Origin of the sequence: Malikia spinosa (genome assembly GCF_002980625.1) — a bacterium.
GTDB lineage: Bacteria > Pseudomonadota > Gammaproteobacteria > Burkholderiales > Burkholderiaceae_C > Malikia > Malikia spinosa.
In genome coordinates this window covers 12531-31577 of the sequence record NZ_PVLR01000001.1, presented here as the reverse complement: position 1 = coordinate 31577, position 19047 = coordinate 12531, and the positions used below count along the sequence as shown (strand labels likewise).

General features: G+C 67.3%; 15 protein-coding genes. All 15 read right to left on the bottom strand.

The genetic code is table 11. From position 1 onward, the window contains the following. Window positions 1–8: 8 nt before the first annotated feature. On the bottom strand, window positions 9–485 hold the full coding sequence (gene greA, locus C6P61_RS00140; RefSeq protein ID WP_105727896.1) for a transcription elongation factor GreA: 477 nt from the start codon (window positions 483–485) through the stop codon (window positions 9–11). A 72-nt stretch (window positions 486–557) separates the two neighbouring features. Continuing rightward, window positions 558–3017: a glycoside hydrolase family 3 C-terminal domain-containing protein gene (locus C6P61_RS00135; RefSeq protein ID WP_105727895.1), complete on the bottom strand. Its 2460-nt coding sequence runs from the start codon at window positions 3015–3017 to the stop codon at window positions 558–560. A 281-nt stretch (window positions 3018–3298) separates the two neighbouring features. Beyond that, entirely contained in the window at window positions 3299–6556 is a 3258-nt protein-coding gene (carB, locus tag C6P61_RS00130; protein WP_105727894.1) for a carbamoyl-phosphate synthase large subunit, read from the bottom strand. Beyond that, complete coding sequence (gene carA, locus C6P61_RS00125; RefSeq protein ID WP_105727893.1) at window positions 6549–7724, bottom strand: glutamine-hydrolyzing carbamoyl-phosphate synthase small subunit; 1176 nt, start codon at window positions 7722–7724, stop codon at window positions 6549–6551. The genes carB and carA overlap by 8 nt, the downstream gene beginning before the upstream one ends. A gap of 200 nt (window positions 7725–7924) precedes the next feature. Further along, window positions 7925–8692 carry a TrmH family RNA methyltransferase gene (locus C6P61_RS00120; protein ID WP_105727892.1) on the bottom strand — a complete coding sequence of 256 codons (768 nt, stop codon included), beginning with the start codon at window positions 8690–8692 and terminating at the stop codon, window positions 7925–7927. Beyond that, window positions 8689–9360: a ribonuclease HII gene (gene rnhB / locus C6P61_RS00115; protein WP_105727891.1), complete on the bottom strand. Its 672-nt coding sequence runs from the start codon at window positions 9358–9360 to the stop codon at window positions 8689–8691. The genes C6P61_RS00120 and rnhB overlap by 4 nt, the downstream gene beginning before the upstream one ends. Then, window positions 9332–10495 (bottom strand): lipid-A-disaccharide synthase, encoded by a 1164-nt coding sequence (lpxB, locus tag C6P61_RS00110; protein WP_211296895.1) that lies wholly within the window; start codon window positions 10493–10495, stop codon window positions 9332–9334. The genes rnhB and lpxB overlap by 29 nt, the downstream gene beginning before the upstream one ends. Next, on the bottom strand, window positions 10495–11289 hold the full coding sequence (gene lpxA, locus C6P61_RS00105) for an acyl-ACP--UDP-N-acetylglucosamine O-acyltransferase (RefSeq protein ID WP_105727890.1): 795 nt from the start codon (window positions 11287–11289) through the stop codon (window positions 10495–10497). Before lpxA ends, lpxB begins: the two co-directional genes overlap by 1 nt. A 13-nt stretch (window positions 11290–11302) precedes the next feature. Next, window positions 11303–11743 (bottom strand): 3-hydroxyacyl-ACP dehydratase FabZ, encoded by a 441-nt coding sequence (gene fabZ, locus C6P61_RS00100; protein ID WP_105727889.1) that lies wholly within the window; start codon window positions 11741–11743, stop codon window positions 11303–11305. Continuing rightward, the gene (gene lpxD / locus C6P61_RS00095; RefSeq protein ID WP_105727888.1) at window positions 11740–12774 is read right to left on the bottom strand and encodes a UDP-3-O-(3-hydroxymyristoyl)glucosamine N-acyltransferase; all 1035 of its coding nucleotides are present in this window, start codon (window positions 12772–12774) and stop codon (window positions 11740–11742) included. Before lpxD ends, fabZ begins: the two co-directional genes overlap by 4 nt. A gap of 10 nt (window positions 12775–12784) precedes the next feature. Further along, window positions 12785–13300: an OmpH/Skp family outer membrane protein gene (locus C6P61_RS00090; RefSeq protein ID WP_105727887.1), complete on the bottom strand. Its 516-nt coding sequence runs from the start codon at window positions 13298–13300 to the stop codon at window positions 12785–12787. Then, window positions 13300–15591: an outer membrane protein assembly factor BamA gene (bamA, locus tag C6P61_RS00085; RefSeq protein WP_244908695.1), complete on the bottom strand. Its 2292-nt coding sequence runs from the start codon at window positions 15589–15591 to the stop codon at window positions 13300–13302. The genes C6P61_RS00090 and bamA overlap by 1 nt, the downstream gene beginning before the upstream one ends. Before the next feature lie 33 nt (window positions 15592–15624). Continuing rightward, window positions 15625–16989 (bottom strand): RIP metalloprotease RseP, encoded by a 1365-nt coding sequence (rseP, locus tag C6P61_RS00080; RefSeq protein ID WP_105727885.1) that lies wholly within the window; start codon window positions 16987–16989, stop codon window positions 15625–15627. Between the two features lie 9 nt (window positions 16990–16998). Then, a complete protein-coding gene (gene ispC, locus C6P61_RS00075; protein WP_105727884.1) occupies window positions 16999–18174 on the bottom strand; it encodes a 1-deoxy-D-xylulose-5-phosphate reductoisomerase in 1176 nt (391 codons plus the stop codon). Window positions 18175–18213: 39 nt separating this feature from the next. Further along, a complete protein-coding gene (locus tag C6P61_RS00070) occupies window positions 18214–19047 on the bottom strand; it encodes a phosphatidate cytidylyltransferase (RefSeq protein ID WP_105727883.1) in 834 nt (277 codons plus the stop codon).

Genomic DNA, 19047 nt, shown 5'->3' with positions numbered 1-19047 from the left:
GGCCGGAATCAGGCGTAGCGGACCGCGACGATCTCGAAGCGCTTGACGCCGCCCGGGGCCTGGACCTGGGCCGTGTCGCCCTCTTCCTTGCCGATCAGTGCGCGCGCGATCGGGCTCGAGATGTTGATCAGGCCCAGCTTGATGTCGGCCTCGTCCTCGCCAACGATCTGGTAGGTCACGGCGTCGCCGCTGGCCTCGTCCTCGAGCTCGACGGTGGCGCCGAACACCACGCGACCACCCGCATCGACCTCGGACGGATCGATGACCTGGGCCGCTGACAGCTTGCCCTCGATCTCGGCGATGCGGCCTTCGATGAAGCCCTGGCGCTCCTTGGCGGCATCGTAGTCGGCGTTCTCGCTCAGGTCGCCCTGGGCACGCGCCTCGGCAATCGCGGTGATGACGGCAGGACGCTCGACGCTCTTGAGGCGCTGCAGCTCCGCCTTGAGCTTCTCGGCGCCGCGCTTGGTGACGGGAAAGGTGGCCATATTGTTTTTGCTCCAGACAAAGAGAAACCGCCGATCGTTGCCGGTCGGCGGTGCAATGGACAGAATTATGCCTCAAGCAGGCTCGATCCAGTCCTCCTCAAGCTCGACCGTGGCCGCAGCCATGATCTGATCCACCGACACCCCGGCTTGCAACTGGAAGCGACCGGCCTCGGCGACCCAGGCGGCGCGGCGGTCGTCGAAGAAGGCAAAGGCGCGCATAGTCAGCGTCAGGCGCACCAGGCACGATTCGCCGGCTTCGAGCTGGAGCTTGGCAAAGCCCTTGAGTTCGCGCGGCGGGCGCGCCACGCTGCAGGCTTCGTCCTGCACATACAGCTGCACCACGGCCTGGCCGGCGCGACGACCGGTATTGCGCACCGGTACTTCGACGGTGATCGAATCGCCGGCCTTGAACCGGCTGGGCAGGCCGCGCAGCGGGCCGTACTCGAACTCGGTGTAGGACAGGCCATGGCCAAACGGGAACAGGGTCTGCAGGCCGCGCTGCTGGTAATGGCGGTAGCCGATGAACAGCCCCTCGTCGTAACGCACATGGCCGTCCTGTCCCGGGTAATTGAGGGGCTGGCCGAATGCCACGCTGTCTGACTCGCGCAGCGGCCAGGTCTGGGTCAGGCGGCCACCGGGCTCGGCAGCGCCAAGCAGGACGTCGGCGATCGAGTTGCCGCATTCCTGGCCGGGATACCAGGCCTGCAGCACGGCGGGCACGGCGTCCAGCCAAGGCAGTGTCACCGGCGAGCCGGTCTGCAACACCACCACGGTGCGCGGATTGGCGGCGGCAACGCGGGCAATCAGATCGTTCTGACGCTGCGGCAACTCCAAGCTGTTGCGGTCCAGCCCTTCGTTGTCCCATTCGGCATTCAAGCCGGCAAACACCACGGCCAGATCGGCATCGCTTGCGGCCTGCACCGCCGCGGCGATATCCGGCTCGCCCAGGACCCGATGCGCGCCAAAGCGCAGGGCGCGCAGCGGAATCGGCTCGGGGGTGGCGCTGCTGTATTCGATCGTGATCTGGCAGCGCTGCCCGGCCTGCAGGTCGCGCGCGTGCACGACCTCGTCGCAGCCAAAGGTGAAATAGGTTTCGCCGCGGCTCCAGCCACTCCAGGCATCGACCGCGAGCTGGCCGTTGATGAAGGCGCGACTGCGTCCGGCGCTGATCAGCGAGAACTGGTAGCAGCCGGACTGCTGCGCCACATAGTCCAGCCTGGCACGGGCCGAGAAATGCTGACCGGTCACTCCCTCGGGCCTATGCTCGGTCCACATCTGCTCGGTGCTGTCGACCTGCTGGACCTGCACCACCGGGCCGGCGAGATCGGGCGAATCGAAATACTCGAAGGTCACGGGCGCGTGCAGCACCGGCACCCAGCGGTGGATGTCGGCCCCGACCGAATGGGTGAAGCTGGCTTGCGGCCACTGTGCGCGCAACGCGTCGATCGGCGCGATCCGGTAATGGGCGTTCACGGTGGCACTGCCTCCGCCCATGATCTGCGGCACCCGCGCCGCTTGCCCGATCAGGGCGACGCGGGCGCCGGGCGTTTTCTCCAGCGGCAAGGTGCGGCATTCGTTCTTCAGCAGCACGCAGCCTTGTGCGCCGAGCTCGCGGATCAGGGCCCGGTGCGCGGGCAGGTCATCGGCACGCTCGGCCGGTATGACCGGATCCTGAAAGCTGCCGACGCGCTGCATCAGCCGCAGCACGCGGCGGGCGCAATCGCGCACCGCCTGGGCCGACAACCGACCCTCGTTGACCGCCTGGACCAGCTTGTCGCCGCGTTCGCGCGCAGGACCGGGCATTTCCAGGTCGGTGCCGGCCTGCACGCTCTGGACCGTGTCGTGGCCGGCAAACCAGTCGGTCATGACCAGGCCGTCGAAGCCCCACTCCTCGCGCAGCACCTGGGTCACCAGACGGCGGTGATCGGCGGCAAAAGTGCCGTCCAGGCGGTTGTAGGAGGTCATCACGGCCCAGACCCCGGCTTCCTTGACCGCGCGCTCGAAGGGCAGCAGATAGAGCTCGCGCAAGGCGCGCTCGGGGATGTCCGAGCTCATGGTCATGCGCTGGTATTCGCTCTCGTTGCCGACAAAATGCTTGATGGTGGCGGCCACGCCCTGGCTCTGCACCCCGCGTACATAGGCCACGGCCAACTCGGACGACAACCAGGGGTCCTCGGAATGGCACTCGAAGTTGCGGCCGTTGAACACCGTGCGCTGCAGGTTGACGGTCGGCGCCAGCAGCACGCGCGCGCCCTTGAGCAGGGCTTCCTGGCCCAGGGCAGCGCCGGCTTGCTGCACCAAGTCAGGATTCCAGGTCGCGGCCAGCGCAATCCCGACCGGGAAGCAGGCGGTGCTGGGGCCGTCCTTGAAGATGCCGCCACGCGCGCCGTTGGGGCCATCGCTGACCTTGACGGCGGGGACGTTCAGGCGCGGAACGGGAACCGTGGTCCAGAAATCGGCGCCCGACAGCAGGGCGACCTGCTCCTGGAGCGTCATCTGGTCGAGCAGGGATTCGATCGGGTCATGGGTCATGAGGTGTATGCGTTGGAAGGATGAGCCGCTCGACTCAGGTTCCGGACTGCGCCGGAGTGCCTTGGATCACTCTCACCAGGCAGGAGGAAACGGGTTCTAGCGAGCGACAAATTCTGTCAACGAGGAGATTGATGACGTCATGCGGTAAACCCTAGCAACTGGAGTTACCTCTTCAATACGAATTCCCTGTTGCCGCAACCGATACATCCCGCGAGCAGTCATGAAAAAACCCCCCAGCCCGTTTCCAGGCTGGGGGGTTTCTCAGAGGGGCTGACGCCGGATCAGGCCGTCAGTTGCGCGTGCAGTTCCTGCACCGAGTAGACCGCCAGGTTGTCGAGGTACTTCATGCCCTCGACCGCCGCTTCAGCGCCGGCAATGGTCGTGAAGGTGGTGACACGGTTCAGCAGCGCGGTGGTGCGGATGTAGCGCGAGTCCACGATCGCGTTACGGCGCTCCTCGACCGTGTTGATGACCATGGCGATCTCGCCGTTCTTGATCATGTCGACGATGTTGGGACGGCCTTCGGCCACCTTGTTGACCACGCCGCAGGCGATGCCTTCGGCATTGATCGAGGCCGCGGTGCCACGGGTCGCGACGACCTCGAAGCCGAGCTCGACCAGGCCGCGGGCGATGCCGACCGCGCGTGCCTTGTCGTTCTGCTTGACCGACAGGAAGACCTTCTTGACGCCGTCGCTGGCGCGCGGCAGCTTGGTGCCGGCACCGAGCTGGCTCTTGACGAAGGCTTCGCCAAAGGTCTTGCCCACGCCCATGACTTCGCCGGTCGACTTCATCTCGGGGCCGAGGATGGTGTCGACGCCCGGGAACTTCACGAACGGGAACACGGCTTCCTTGACGCTGAAGTAAGGCGGAGTCACTTCCTTGGTGATGCCTTGAGCAGCCAGCGTCTGGCCGGCCATGCAGCGCGCGGCCACCTTGGCCAGCTGGATGCCGGTCGCCTTCGAGACGAAGGGCACGGTACGCGAGGCACGCGGGTTGACTTCCAGCACGTAGATCACGTCCAGGCCGTTCTGCTTCTGGACTGCGAACTGCACGTTCATCAGGCCGACCACGTTGAGCGAGGCCGCCATCGCGGCGCTCTGGCGCTTGATCTCGGCCACGGTCTCGGCGCACAGGCTGTAGGGCGGCAGCGAGCAGGCGGAGTCGCCCGAGTGCACGCCGGCTTGCTCGATGTGCTCCATCACGCCGCCGATCAGGGTCTGGCCCTCATGGTCGCGCAGGCAGTCGACATCGCACTCGATCGCGTCGTTCAGGTAGCGGTCGAGCAGCACCGGGCTGTCGTTGCTGACCTTGACCGCCTCGCGCATGTAGCGCTCGAGGTCGCGCTGCTCGTGCACGATTTCCATCGCACGGCCGCCCAGCACATAGCTCGGGCGCACCACCAGCGGGTAACCCAGTGCCGCGGCCTTTTCCAGCGCCTCGGGCTCGGTGCGAGCGGTGGCGTTGGGCGGCTGGCGCAGGCCCAGCTCGTGCAGCAGCTTCTGGAAGCGCTCGCGGTCTTCGGCCGCATCGATCATGTCGGGGCTGGTGCCGATGATCGGCACGCCTTCGGCTTCCAGGCCGAGCGCGAGCTTCAACGGGGTCTGGCCGCCGTACTGGACGATCACGCCGGCCGGCTTTTCCTTGTCGACGATCTCGAGCACGTCTTCCAGCGTCAGCGGCTCGAAGTACAGGCGGTCCGAGGTGTCGTAGTCGGTCGAGACGGTCTCGGGGTTGCAGTTGACCATGATGGTCTCATAGCCGTCTTCGCGCATGGCGAGGGCGGCGTGGACGCAGCAGTAGTCGAACTCGATGCCCTGGCCGATCCGGTTCGGACCACCACCCAGCACCATGATCTTCTTCTTGTCGGTCGGCGCCGCCTCGCACTCTTCCTCGTAGGTCGAGTACATGTAGGCGGTGTTGGTCGCGAACTCGGCGGCGCAGGTGTCGACGCGCTTGTAGACCGGGCGCACGTTGAGGCTGCGACGCTGGTCGCGCACGGCCTTCTCGCTGGTTTTCAGCAGCTTGGCCAGGCGGCGGTCGCTGAAACCCTTCTTCTTCAGGGTACGCAGCGTGTCGGCGCTCAGCGAGGCCAGGGCGGCGTCACCCTTGTCGGCGGTGATCTGGTCGAGCTGCAGCTCGATCTTGATGATCTCCTCGATCTGGACCAGGAACCACTTGTCGATCTTGGTCAGGTTGAACACCTCATCGAGCGACCAGCCGGCCGCGAAGGCGTCACCCACATACCAGATCCGGTCCGGACCCGGCGTGCCGAGCTCGCGCTCGAGGACTTCGCGGTCCTGGGTCTTCTCGTTCATGCCGTCGACGCCGACTTCCAGCCCGCGCAGCGCCTTCTGGAACGATTCCTGGAAGGTGCGACCCATGGCCATGACTTCGCCGACCGACTTCATCTGGGTCGTCAGGCGGTTGTCGGCGGTCGGGAACTTCTCGAACGCGAAGCGCGGGATCTTGGTCACGACATAGTCGATCGAGGGCTCGAACGAGGCCGGGGTCGCGCCGCCGGTGATGTCGTTCTTGAGCTCGTCGAGCGTGTAGCCGACCGCCAGCTTGGCCGCGACCTTGGCGATCGGGAAGCCGGTGGCCTTCGATGCCAGTGCCGAGGAACGCGAGACGCGCGGGTTCATCTCGATCACGATCATGCGGCCGTCGGCCGGGTTGACCGAGAACTGCACGTTGGAGCCACCGGTATCGACACCGATCTCGCGCAGCACCGCCAAGGAGGCGTTGCGCATGATCTGGTATTCCTTGTCGGTCAGCGTCTGCGCCGGTGCCACGGTGATCGAGTCGCCGGTGTGCACGCCCATCGGGTCCAGGTTCTCGATCGAGCAGACGATGATGCAGTTGTCCGCCTTGTCGCGCACCACTTCCATCTCGTACTCTTTCCAGCCCACCAGCGATTCCTCGATCAGCAGCTCGGTGGTCGGCGAAGCCTCCAGACCGCGCTTGCAGATGATCTCGAACTCTTCCGGGTTGTAGGCGATGCCGCCGCCGGTGCCGCCGAGCGTGAAGCTCGGGCGGATCACGGTCGGGAAGCCGACACTGCGCTGGACTTCCCAGGCCTCTTCCATCGAGTGAGCGATGCCGGAGCGCGCCGAGCCCAAGCCGATCTTGGTCATCGCGTCCTTGAACTTCAGGCGGTCCTCGGCCTTGTCGATCGCCTCGGGCGTGGCGCCGATCAGCTCGACCTCGTACTTGTCAAGCACGCCGTTATGCCACAGGTCGAGCGCGCAGTTCAGCGCAGTCTGGCCACCCATGGTCGGCAGGATCGCGTCGGGACGCTCCTTGGCGATGATCTTCTCGACCGTCTGCCAGGTGATCGGCTCGATGTAGGTGACGTCGGCCGTGGCCGGGTCGGTCATGATCGTCGCCGGGTTGCTGTTGATCAGGATGACCTTGTAGCCCTCCTCGCGCAGCGCCTTGCAGGCCTGCACGCCCGAATAGTCGAACTCGCAGGCCTGGCCGATCACGATGGGACCGGCGCCGATGATGAGGATGCTCTTGATGTCTGTGCGCTTAGGCATTTTTGTGTTGCTCCATCAGTGCCGTGAAGCGGTCGAACAGGTAGGCGATGTCGTGCGGACCGGGCGAGGCTTCCGGGTGACCCTGGAAGCAGAAGGCCGGGCGGTCGGTGCGCTCCAGGCCCTGCAGCGTGCCGTCAAACAGGCTGATGTGGGTCGGGCGCAGGTTGGCCGGCAGCGAATCCATTTCCACGGCGAAACCGTGGTTCTGGCTCGTGATGCTGACGCGACCGGTGTCGAGGTCCTTGACCGGATGGTTGGCGCCATGGTGGCTGTTGACCATCTTGAAGGTCTTGGCACCCGAGGCCAGCGCCATGATCTGGTGTCCCAGGCAGATGCCGAACAGCGGGATGCCGGTCTCGATCAGCTCTTGCGTGGCAGCAATCGCGTAGTCGCAGGGCTGCGGGTCGCCCGGGCCGTTGGACAGGAAGATGCCGTCCGGATTGTGCTTGAGCACTTCGGCTGCCGGCGTCTTGGCCGGCACCACGGTCACCTTGCAGCCGCGCGAGGCCAGCATGCGCAGGATGTTGAGCTTGACGCCGAAGTCATAGGCCACCACATGGAAACGGGGTGCGGTCTGCTCGCCGTAGCCCGGGGTGCCGTCTTCACGCGCGAGCTTCCACTCGGTCTGGGTCCAGACATAGGGCTGCGGCGTGGTCACGACCTGGGCCAGGTCCTGGCCCTTCATGTTGGGGGCGGCCTGGGCCGCGGCCACGGCCTGGGCCTTGAGCGCGTCGGTCACCTCGACACCGGCTTCGAGACCGATGATGGCGCCGTTCTGGGCACCCTTCTCGCGCAGGATGCGGGTCAGCTTGCGGGTATCGATGTCGGCAATCGCCACCGTACCTTCACGCTTGAGGTAGTCGCCCAGGGTCAGCGTCTGGCGGAAATTGGACGAGAGCAGGGGCAGGTCTTTGATGATCAGGCCGGCGGCGTGGACGGCATTGGCCTCCACGTCTTCCTCGTTGACACCGTAGTTGCCGATATGCGGATACGTGAGGGTCACGATCTGCTGGCGGTAGCTGGGGTCGGTGAGGATTTCCTGATAGCCGGTGATCGAGGTGTTGAACACCACTTCACCGACGGTCTGGCCGGTGGCGCCGATGGAGGCGCCTATAAAGACCGTGCCGTCTGCGAGCGCGAGGATGGCTTTTGCTGGGACGGTAAACACGGGATTCTCCAGTTTGGACGCACCTATGCCCGGGGAGTGCAACGACGTCTTTTCCAGGGAGGCCGGCAAGGACTTGCCGATAGGTGCGCGAGGTTAGGGTAAACCTGACGATTATACCCCGGGGCCATGGATTGAACCAGGCCAGGAAAAGTCTTAGCAGATCATCATGACAGCTGGCTGTCAGCTGCCAGCCGCCGCCCTCAGGCGATGCGGGCCGCGCTGGCGTGCAGGCAGACCGCCGCCGCTGCCGCCGCGTTGAGCGACTCCTCGCCGCCGGGCTGCACGATGCGCAGCGTCATGGCGGCGCGCGCCAGCAGTGCATCACTGACGCCCTGCCCTTCATGGCCGAGCAGCCAGGCGCAGGGCCAGGGCAGCTCGGCGCGGTGCAGGAATTCGCCCCGATGCGGGCTGGTCGCCAGCAGCGGCACCCGCAGCGCCTCAAGGTCCGCCTCGGACAGGCCCTCGCGCAGCTGCAGCGCAAAATGCGCCCCCATGCCGGCGCGCAGCACCTTGGGCGACCACAGCGCCGCCGTGCCCTTGAGCGCCAGCACCTGCTTGAAGCCCATCGCCGCGGCGCTGCGCAGGATCGAGCCGACATTGCCCGGGTCCTGCAGCCGGTCGAGCACGACACTGGGCAGCTGCGGCTCGAGCGGCGTGGCCGCGGGCAGCGCATGGACGAAGCCCATCGCGGCCGGCGACTCGAGCGAGCTGATCTGCGCCATCAGGCCGTCAGCCAGCACCACGCGCCGCACCGACGGATCAAGTCCCCATTGCGCCACCTGGACCTGCGCCGACTGAGCCAGCACCACCGCCTGCGGCTGCAGGCCGCGCGCGAGCAAGGCGCGACACAGATGATCGCCCTCGAGCCAGACCTGGCCCAGCTTGCGGTAGGCCGCGCCATCCTGTGCCAGCGCACGCAACTTCTTGACCCACGCGTTGTCGCGCGAGCTGATGATCTCGGGGTTCATGTGATCAGCGTGGCAATCGCCACGGCGTGAAAGGGATTGATGCCGAGCGGACTGCGCTCGGCCTGGGCCACGGGGGCAAAGCTGCGGCGATGCTCGGGACAGGGACCATGCAGGCGCAGCGCCTGCAGGTGCTCGGCGGTGCCGTAGCCCTTGTGGCGGGCGAAGCCGTACTGCGGATAGTGCTGGTCGAGCAGCTCCAGGCCGCGGTCGCGCGTGACCTTGGCCAGGATGGAGGCGGCCGAGATCGCTGCCACCTTGGCGTCGCCCTTGACGATGGCCTCGGCCCGCATCTCGAGCAGCGGCAGCCGGTTGCCGTCGACCAGCACCAGGCCGGGCTTGAGGCGCAGGCCGGCGACCGCACGCTGCATTGCCAGCAGGGTCGCCTGCAGGATGTTGAGGCGGTCGATCTCCTCGACGCTGGCCTGCGCCACGCAGCAGCACAGCGCCTTGGCCCGGATCTCGTCGTAGAGCGCCTCGCGCCGCGCCGCGCTGAGCTTCTTGGAGTCGGCCAGCCCGGCGATCGGCTGGCGCTCGTCCAGGATCACGGCCGCAGCGACCACCGGCCCGGCCAGCGGGCCACGGCCGGCCTCGTCCACGCCGGCGACCAGCGCGGGCGTCTCCCAGTCGAAGGCGACCTGCTCAAGCGGCAAGGACTTGCTCGATCGCATCGCTGGCCAGTCGAACCGTGTCGCGGCTGAGCTCGCGGTGCAGGCTGACAAAGCGCTGGCGCAGCGCCTCGCGCCTGGCCTGCGTCGCCTGGTCATCGGCGAGCCAGGCCAGTGTCTCGCGTGCCAGCGCGGCCGGCGTGGCGGCCTGCTGCAGCAGTTCGGGCACCAGGAACTCGCCGGCCAGGATATTGGGCAGGCCGACCCAGGGCTGCAGCATCTTGCGCTGATGCAGCTTCCAGGACAACCAGTTCATGTGGTAGGCGATCACCATCGGACGCTTGAACAGCGCGGCCTCCAGCGTCGCAGTGCCGCTGGCGATCAGCGTGACGTCACAGGCGGCCAGCGCCGCATGCGAGCCGCCGCGCGTGAGCTGCAGCGCCGCGCCCAGGCCCGCGCGCGCGGCCAGCTGTTCGATGCGCGCGAACTGCGCCGGCACCGCCGGCAGCACGAAGCGCAGCCCGGGCTGCTCGCGCAGCATCAGGCGCGCGGCCTGCAGGAAACGCGGCAGCAGATGCTCGATCTCGGCACTGCGGCTGCCCGGCAGCAGCGCGACCACGCGCGCATCCGGCGCCAGGCCCAGCTCGAGGCGCGCCTTGGCCTGATCCGGCTCGAGCGCAATCAGCGGCGCCAGCGGATGGCCGACATAGGTGGCGGCAATGCCGTGGCGCGCCAGCAGCTCGGGCTCGAACGGGAAGATGCACAGCACATGGTCGACGCAGCGGCGGATCTGCTCGACCCGCTCAGGCCGCCAGGCCCAGACCGCGGGCGCGACGAAATGCACCGTCTTGACGCCCGCGGCGCGCAGATCGCCTTCCAGGTCGAGGTTGAAGTCGGGCGCATCGACGCCGATGAACAAGCGCGGCTGGTCGGCCAGCAGCCTGTTTTTTAGCTGGCGGCGGATGCCGACGATTTCGCGGTAGTGGCGCAGCACCTCGACATAGCCGCGCACGGCCAGCTTCTCGCTCGGCCACCAGGCGGTGAAACCGGCTGCTTCCAGCTGCGGCCCGCCGATGCCGACCGCCTGCAGGCCCGGCCAGCGCGCCTGCAGCCCGCGCAGCAGCTGGGCTGCGAGCAGGTCACCGGACGCTTCACCGGCCACCAGGGCGACGGTGGCAGCACTCAGATCCGCCGCCATCAGCGCACGATTCCGCGCTGCGCCGACAGACCACCGAGGAAGACCTGCATCAGCTGCACATCGGCCTCGCAGCCCTCGAAGCGCTGCGGCAACTCGGTCATGCGCTCCTTGGCCTGCTCCAGCGTCAGGTTGTCGCGATACAGCGCCTTGTGCATGGCCTTGACGGCGGCAATGCGTGCGGCGCTGAAGCCGCGTCGGCGCAGGCCCTCGAAATTCATCGAGCGCGCGGCGGCCGGATGCCCTTCGCTCATCACGAACGGCGGCTGGTCGGCCAGCAGCACCGTGCCCATGCCGGTCATGCCGTGGGCGCCGATGCGCACGAACTGGTGCACGCAGGTGTAGGCGCCCAGGATCACCCAGTCACCGACCACCACATGGCCCGCGATCTGCGCGTTGTTGGCGAAGATGGTGTGGTTGCCCACCAGGCAGTCATGCGCCAGGTGGGTGTAGGCCATCATCCAGTTGTCGTTACCCAGACGGGTCACGCCACCGCCTTGCACCGTGCCGATATGGTAGGTGCTGAACTCGCGGATGGTGTTGCGGTCACCGATGAGCAGTTCGCAGGGCTCGCCCGCGTACTTCTTGTCCTGGTTGATCGCGCCCAGCGAGGTGAACTGGAAAATCCGGTTGTCGCGACCAATGGTCGTGTGACCCTCGATCACGCAATGCGGACCTATTGATGTGCCGGCGTCTATCCGGACATGCGGACCGATCACCGTGTAGGGGCCGACCGTGACCGAGCTGTCGAGCTCGGCTGCCGGGTCGACCACAGCGCTGGGGTGGATGTTGCTCACGCGTGCACCCGGTTCAGGCGATCTTGCGCATGGCGCACATCAGATCGGCCTCGCAGGCGATCACGCCATCGACGCGGCTGACGGCCTTGAACTTGAACATGCCGGCCTTCATGCGCTCGAGCGAGACCTCGAGGATCAGCTGGTCGCCCGGCTCGACCGGACGCTTGAAGCGCGCGCCATCGATGCCGGCGAAGTAGTAGACCGTGTTGTCGTCGGGCGAGGTGCCCAGGGTGTCGAAGGCCAGCAGCGCGGCGGCCTGGGCCAGGGCTTCGAGCTGCAGCACGCCCGGAAACACCGGACGGTGCGGGAAATGGCCGGTGAACTGCGGCTCGTTGACGCTGACGTTCTTGAGCGCCTTGATGGACTTGCCCTTTTCTATCTCGAGCACGCGGTCAACGAGCAGGAAGGGATAGCGATGCGGGAGTTGCTTGAGGATCTGGTGGATGTCCATCATGATGTCTTTTCCAATGCTTTGATGCGGTCGCGCAGGCTGTGGAGTTGCCTGAGCGTGGCCGCGTTCTTTTCCCAGGAGCGGTTGTCGTCGATCGGGAACACGCCGCTGTACTGGCCGGGCTGATGGATCGAGCGCATCACGACCGAGGCGGCCGAGATATGCACGCCGTCCGCCAGCGTCAGATGACCGAGCACGACGGCGCCGCCGCCGACCGTGCAGTTGGCACCGATCCTGGCGCTGCCGGCAACGCCAGCGCAACCCGCCATGGCCGTGTTGCGGCCCACCTGCACGTTGTGCCCGATCTGGATCAGGTTGTCGAGCTTGACGCCGTCCTCGAGCACGGTGTCCTCGAGCGCGCCGCGGTCGATGCAGCTGTTGGCGCCGATCTCGACCCGGTCGCCGATGCGCACCGCACCGAGCTGCTCGATCTTGATCCACTCGCCCTGGTGCAACGCGAAGCCGAAACCGTCAGCGCCGATCACGACCCCACCATGCACGATGCCATCGGCACCGATGCGGCAGTCATGGCCCAGCGTCACGCGCGGGCTCAGACGGGTGCGCGCGCCGACCTGGGCGCGGCGCTCGAGCACGCAATGCGCGCCGATGCGCGCGCCCTGCTCCACCACCACGCCGGCCTCGATCACGGCAAAAGCCCCGACCGTCACGCCTTCGCCCAACCGCGCCGTGGGATCAATCAGCGCGCTCGGGTGAATCGCAGGGCCGGCATCGGCCTGTTCGGCCGCCTCACGCCTGGCCTTCCACCATTGCGTCAGGCGCGCGAAATAGAGGTAGGCGTCCGGCGTCTCGATGCAAGCGCCGCGCGCGCGCGCCGGCTCCAGCAGCGCGGGCGGCACGATCAGCGCGCCGGCACGCGTGCTTGCGATCTGCGACGCATAGCGCGCCTGCGCGACGAAGGACAGCGAGTCCGCCTCGGCGGTCTCTAGCGAGGCCAGGCGGTCGATCGACAAGCCCGGCTCACCATGTAAAACGCCGCCCAGGGCGGCGCAGATTTCGGCCAGCGTGGCGCTCACGGCCTGGCCATCACTTGGCGTTGTTGAGCCCGCTCAGCACCTTGTCAGTGATGTCGAGCTTGGGATTGACGTAGACCGCTTCCTGCATGATCAGGTCGTACTTCTCGCTTTCGGCAACCTGCTTGATGACGCGGTTGGCGCGCTCGAGCACGAGCTGCAGCTCCTCGTTCTTGCGCTGCGCCAGGTCTTCCTGGAATTCGCGCCGCTTGCGCTGGAACTCGCGGTCGAGCTCGACCAGCTGACGCTGGCGCGCGCCACGCTGGCTGTCGGACAGGGTCGGAGCGTCCTTCTCGAGCTTCTCGGAGGCGCTCTTGAGCTGGGTGCCCAGGCCTTCGACCTCACGCTCGCGGCGCGAGAATTCCTGCTCGAGCTTGGACTGCGCGGCCTTGGCCGTCGCCGCTTCCTTGAAGATGCGATCGGTGTTGACGAAGCCTATGCGCAGCTCGGCCGCCGAGGCCAGAGTGGTACAGCCGAGCGCCAGCGCCGCAATGGCGTGACGCGAAAAAACGCGCTTGAACGATGTCATCAGAAAGAAGTCCCGATCTGGAATTGGATGCTCTGGGTCTTGTCGTCGTCCTGCTTGCGCACCGGACGGGCATAGGCGATTCTAAGCGGGCCGATGGGCGAAATCCAGCTGATGCCGACGCCGGTCGAGGCGCGCAGGTTGGCGAAATCGACTTTCTCGCCCTCGGCGTAGATGTTGCCGATGTCGAAGAAGCCGTACAGGCGCAGCGTGCGGTCGTTGCCGGCCCCCGGGAACGGCGCGATCACCTCGGTGTTGAGCACCATCTTGCGGGTGCCGCCGATATTGGCCATGGTGGTGCCACCGACGATCGACGACTTGCCGCCCAGCGTGCCCTGCTCGAAGCCGCGCACCGAACCCAGGCCGCCACCATAGAAGTTCTTGAACAGCGGGAACGGCTTGCCCGACAGGCCCTCGCCCCAGCCGGCCTCGGCATTGAAGGCCAGCGTGAACTTCTTGTTCAGCGGGATGTACTGCTGGAACTGGTAGTTGGCCTTGGCGTAGCGGGTGTCGCCCGCGATGCCGAGCTCGCCGTTGACGCGCTGCAGACGGCCGGTGCTCGGCACCAGCGCGCTGTCGCGCGTGTCACGGCCCCAGCCCACCGTCAGCGGCACCGAGGTCGGCGAGTCGCCGAAGTTGGCGATGTAGTCGTTGTAGGCCAGCGGCATGCCGTTGCCCGGATCGATCTTGGTCTGCTCGATGCCGGCGCCGAAGTAGACCGTGTCGGTCTCGGAGAACGGCACGCCAAAGCGCACCGCCACACCCGGCGTGGTCAGCTTGTAGTTGCCTTCCTGCGTGTCGAGCGGCTGGCTGGTGCGGTAGTACAGGTCAACAGTGCGCGAGATGCCCTCGGGCGTGAAGTACGGGTCGGTCGTGGTCAGCGACAGCTGGCGGTTGTACTTGCTGGTGTTGACGTTCAGGCCCAGGTAGTTGCCCGAACCGAACAGGTTTTCCTGCTGGATGCCCGCGATCAAGGAGAGCTTCTCGGCCTGCGAGAAACCGGCGCCCAGCGTCAGGTTGCCGGTCGGCTTTTCCATCACGCTGACCACCAAGTCGACCTGATCCGGCGCGTCCGGCACCTCGACCGTATCGACCGCGACCTGGGTGAAGAAGCCCAGGCGGTCGACGCGGTCGCGCGAGAGCTTGATGCGGTCGCTGTCGTACCAGGCCGACTCGAGCTGGCGGAACTCGCGCCGGATCACCTCGTCGCGGGTGCGGTTGTTGCCCTCGACGCTGATGCGGCGCACATAGGCGCGGCGCGACGGCTGGGCGCTGAGCACCAGCGCGACACGGTTGCTGACGCGATCGATCTGCGGCTTGGCCTCGACGCGGGCAAAGGCGTAGCCAAAGCCGCCGAAATACTCGGTGAAGGCCTTGGTGGTCTGCGCCACGTCCTCGGCGTTGTAGGGCTGGCCGGCCTTGATCGCGACCAGGGACTTGAACTCAGCTTCCTTGCCGAGGTAGTCGCCCTCGAGCTGGATGCTCGAGACCACGTAGCGCTGACCCTCGGTCACGTTGACCGTGATCGACATCGCGTCCTTGTCGGGCGCGATCGCGACCTGGGTCGAATCGATGCGGAACTCGAGGTAGCCGCGCGACAGGTAGTAGCTGCGCAGTGTCTCGAGGTCGGCGTTGAGCTTGGTGCGCGAGTAGCGGTCGCTCTTGGTGTACCAGCTCAGCCAGCCGCCGGTATCGAGGTCGAACAGGCCGCGCAGCGTACTGTCGCTGAAGGCCTGGTTGCCGACGATGCGGATTTCCTTGATCTTGGCGATGTCGCCCTCGACCACGTTGAAGTTGACGTTGACGCGGTTGCGCTCGATCGGCGTGGCGGTCGCCGTGACCTGCGCGCCGTAGAGGCTGCGGGTCAGGTACTGGCGCTTGAGCTCCTGCTCGGCGCGGTCGGCCAGCGCACGGTCGAACGGGCGACCATCGGCCAGGCCGATGTCGCGCAGCGCCTTCTTGAGCACCTCGGCGTCGAACTCCTTGACGCCGGTGAAGCCGACCTCGGCCACGGTCGGACGCTCCTCGACGATCACGACCAGCTCGTCACCATTGACCTGCAGCCGCACGTCCGAGAACAGGCCCAGGCCGAACAGGGCGCGGATCGCGGCCGTGCCCTTGTCGTCGCTGTACTGGTCGCCGACGCGAAACGGCAGCGAGGCAAACACGGTGCCGGGCTCGACCCGCTGCAGGCCCTCGAGGCGGATGTCGCGCAGCTGGAACGGCGCAACGGCCCAGGCCGGCAAGGCGGCGACCAAGGAGGAAACGATCGCGCCCATGGCAACCGAGCGCATGCGGAAAAGGGAGTTCTTCATGGAAACAGGATTTCAGCCCAACAGTCGGGCGATGTCATTGAAAACGGCCACGCTCATGAGCGCCAGCAACAGGGCCATTCCGGCGCGCTGCAGCCGTTCCAGCCATTGTTCGGGGATGGGGCGGCCGGTCACGCCCTCGATCAGATAATACAACAGGTGACCGCCGTCAAGGACCGGCAGCGGCAGCAGGTTGAGCACGCCCAAGCTGACGCTGATCAGGGCCAGGAAGGACAGGTAGGCCACGCCGCCCAGGCTGGCCGACTTGCCGGCATATTCGGCAATCGAGATCGGACCGCTCAAGTTGTCGAGCGAGGCCAGGCCCACCACCATGCGACCCATCATGCCCAGGGTCAGGCTGGCGACCTCGCCGGTGCGACGCAGGCCCTGCAGCAGGCCGCCGAGGAAATCCTCCTGCAGGGTCACCGTCTCGGGCGGCGTGCCGACGAAGGCGCCGATGCGCCCGACCCGTTGCGGGCCCTCGCCCTGCGGCTCGGGCCGCACGGTCAATTCCAGCCGGTTGCCCCGGCGCTCGAGCACCCAGGTCTGCGCCAGGCCATTGCCCTGGCGGTCCAGGCCGGTCCTGATGAGCTGGCGCAACTGCTGCGCATCGCGCACGACCAGGCCGTCCACGCTGAGCACCCGGTCGCCGGCCTGCAAGCCGGCACGCGCAGCCACCCCCTGCTCGAGCAGCTCGCCCAGCACCGGTGCCGACCAGGGCGCGACGATGCCGATGCGGGCGAACAGCTCGACATCGGCTGACTCGACCGGCCCCAGCATCGACAGCGGCAGGCGGTATTCGTCCGCAGCCGACTCCGGCGCCGAGCCGGCCCACAGCGTCAGGTCCTGGCCCGACAGCGCGGCCTCGGTCAAGACCCAGCGCAACTGATCGAAGGACTCGACCTCCTGCTCCGGCTCGCCGTCGGCGCTCAGGCGCTGCACCCACTGGCCGCTGCGCAGGCCGGCCTGCGCCGCCAGCGTGCCGACCGCCGGCTCGGACAGCACGGCACGGGCCTGCGGCTGGCCGATCCAGGACACCGCCGCATACAGCAAGACGGCAAGCACCAGGTTGGCCAGCGGACCGGCCGCGACGATGGCCGCGCGCGCGCGCAGCGGCTGGGTATTGAAGGCCAGATGGCGCTCCTGAGGCGACACCTCGGCCTCGCGCTCGTCGAGCATGCGCACATAGCCGCCCAGCGGCAGCAGGCAGAGCGTGAACTCGGTGCCGCTACGCCCCTGCCAGCGCAGCAGGACCGGGCCGAAACCGATCGAAAAGCGCAGCACCTTGACACCGCAAGCCAGTGCCATCCGGTAGTGACCCCATTCGTGGACGGCGATCAGCAGCGCCAGGGCAGCAACAAAGGCGAGCAGGGTCAGCATGACCGGGGCTCAGTGGCAATGCGCCACGCGCTCGGCCGCCAAGGCACGGGCCCGGGCGTCGATCGCGAGCAGGTCATCGAGGCCATGCGGCGCTGCGGGCTGGTAATGCTCGAGCGTGGCGCGGTTGACCTGATGGATCTGGTCGAAGCGCAGCCGGCCCTCCAGGAAGGCCGCCACCGCGATCTCGTTGGCGGCATTGAGCACCGCCGTCGTGCCCGGCACGGCGCGCAAGGCCTCCCAGGCCAGGAACAGGCCGGGAAAGCGGGCCGGATCGGCCGGCTCGAAGGTCAGCGCGCTCATGCGCGCGAAATCCAGCGCCTCGGCGCCCGATTCGATGCGCTGCGGCCAGCTCAGGCCGTAGGCGATCGGCACCCGCATGTCCGGCGTGCCCAGCTGGGCCACGACCGAACGGTCGCGGTACTGCACCATCGAGTGCAGCACGCTCTGCGGGTGGATCACGACCTCGATGCGCTCGGGCGGCAGGCCGAACAGGTAGCGCGCCTCGATCACCTCGAGCGCCTTGTTCATCATGGTCGCCGAATCGACCGAGATCTTGCGGCCCATGACCCAGTTCGGGTGGGCGCAGGCCTCGTCGGGCGTGACCTTGGCCAACGTCAGCGGGTCGCGGCTGCGAAACGGTCCGCCCGAGGCGGTCAGGATGATCTTCTCGACCCGCAAGTCCCAGGTCGAGGCATCCTCGGGCAGTGACTGGAAGATCGCCGAATGCTCGCTGTCGATCGGCAGCAGCGTGGCGCCGCCCTCGCGCACCGCCTGCATGAAGAATTCGCCGCCAACGACCAGCGCTTCCTTGTTGGCCAGCAGCAGCTTCTTGCCGGCGCGCGCAGCGGCCAGGCAGGGTTCGAGACCGGCCGCGCCGACAATCGCCGCCATCACGGCATCGACCTCGGGCAGCGAGCTGATCTCGGACAGGGCTGCCGGGCCCGACAGCACCTCGGTGGCCAGGCCCTCGGCCGCGAGGCGCTGGCGCAGCAGCGCCGCATGCGCGGGCGAGGCCATGACGGCATAGCGCGGCTTGAACTGGGCGCATTGCGCCAGCAGCAGCTCGACCTGGGTCGAGGCGCTGAGCGCATAGACCTCGAAACGCTCCGGATGGCGCGCGGCCACGTCCAAGGTGTTCTTGCCGATGGAGCCGGTGGAACCGAGCACCGTCAGGCGCTGGCGCATCGGCGTGGAAGTAAGGTGCATGGACGGTTTCCGGAGGTATTAGAGGGTGGCCAGCATCATGCCCAGCGGCAGCACCGGCAGCAGCGCGTCGACCCGGTCGAGCACGCCGCCATGGCCCGGCAGCAGCTGGCTCGAGTCCTTGACGCCCGCGCTGCGCTTGACCAGCGACTCGATCAGGTCGCCGCAGACGCTCATCGCGGTCAGCAGCAACAGGGCGCCGAGCATGGCCAGCGGCCCCATGGCCCAGAGCCGGCCGTAGAGGCTGGCGCCTGGCGTGCCATAGCGCTGCTCGGCCCAGGTCCAGCAAGCGGCCAGCAGCAGCACGCCAATGGCGCCGCTGTAGACGCCAGCCCAGCTCTTGCCGGGGCTGATGCTCGGCGCGAGCTTGCGCCGGCCAAAGGCCTTGCCGCCGAAATAGGCCGCGATGTCAGCGGTCCAGACCAGCGCCATGATCGACAGCAGCAGCGCGACGCCCTGGACCCGCGCCTGCGCCATCGCCCACCAGGCCAGCCCGATCAGGGTCAGTCCGATGCACAGGCGCAATGCCGGCGCAATGCGGGGCCAGCCGGCGACACCGGCGCGCAGCAGCAGCGGTGCGGCGACCAGCCAGAAAATGCCCGTGACCTGCCACAGCAGCGGCTGCGCTTGCGCCAGATCGAACTGCCACCAGGCCAGCCCGAGCAAGGCTCCAAGTCCAAGACCACAGGCCAGCGCGGCGCCAAAGGCCAGACCGTTGAGCCGACCCCATTCCCAGCCGCCCGCGACGATCAGCAGCAGCGTGAGCAGGCAGAAAGGCCGGGGATCGGAATGAAAAAGAGCCGGCAGCAGGACCGCCAGCATCAGCAAGGCGGTGATGATTCTTTGCTTGAGCAT

Bases quoted from the DNA above. Each gene is read 5' to 3' on its own strand.
- C6P61_RS00135 (WP_105727895.1), bottom strand. From the start codon at position 3,017: ATGACCCATGACCCGATCGAATCCCTGCTCGACCAGATGACGCTCCAG.
- C6P61_RS00070 (WP_105727883.1), bottom strand. From the start codon at position 19,047: ATGCTCAAGCAAAGAATCATCACCGCCTTGCTGATGCTGGCGGTCCTG.
- fabZ (WP_105727889.1), bottom strand. From the start codon at position 11,743: ATGATGGACATCCACCAGATCCTCAAGCAACTCCCGCATCGCTATCCC.
- C6P61_RS00120 (WP_105727892.1), bottom strand. From the start codon at position 8,692: ATGAACCCCGAGATCATCAGCTCGCGCGACAACGCGTGGGTCAAGAAG.
- rseP (WP_105727885.1), bottom strand. From the start codon at position 16,989: ATGCTGACCCTGCTCGCCTTTGTTGCTGCCCTGGCGCTGCTGATCGCC.
- C6P61_RS00090 (WP_105727887.1), bottom strand. From the start codon at position 13,300: ATGACATCGTTCAAGCGCGTTTTTTCGCGTCACGCCATTGCGGCGCTG.
- ispC (WP_105727884.1), bottom strand. From the start codon at position 18,174: ATGCGCCAGCGCCTGACGGTGCTCGGTTCCACCGGCTCCATCGGCAAG.
- greA (WP_105727896.1), bottom strand. From the start codon at position 485: ATGGCCACCTTTCCCGTCACCAAGCGCGGCGCCGAGAAGCTCAAGGCG.
- rnhB (WP_105727891.1), bottom strand. From the start codon at position 9,360: ATGCGATCGAGCAAGTCCTTGCCGCTTGAGCAGGTCGCCTTCGACTGG.
- lpxB (WP_211296895.1), bottom strand. From the start codon at position 10,495: ATGGCGGCGGATCTGAGTGCTGCCACCGTCGCCCTGGTGGCCGGTGAA.
- carB (WP_105727894.1), bottom strand. From the start codon at position 6,556: ATGCCTAAGCGCACAGACATCAAGAGCATCCTCATCATCGGCGCCGGT.
- bamA (WP_244908695.1), bottom strand. From the start codon at position 15,591: ATGCGCTCGGTTGCCATGGGCGCGATCGTTTCCTCCTTGGTCGCCGCC.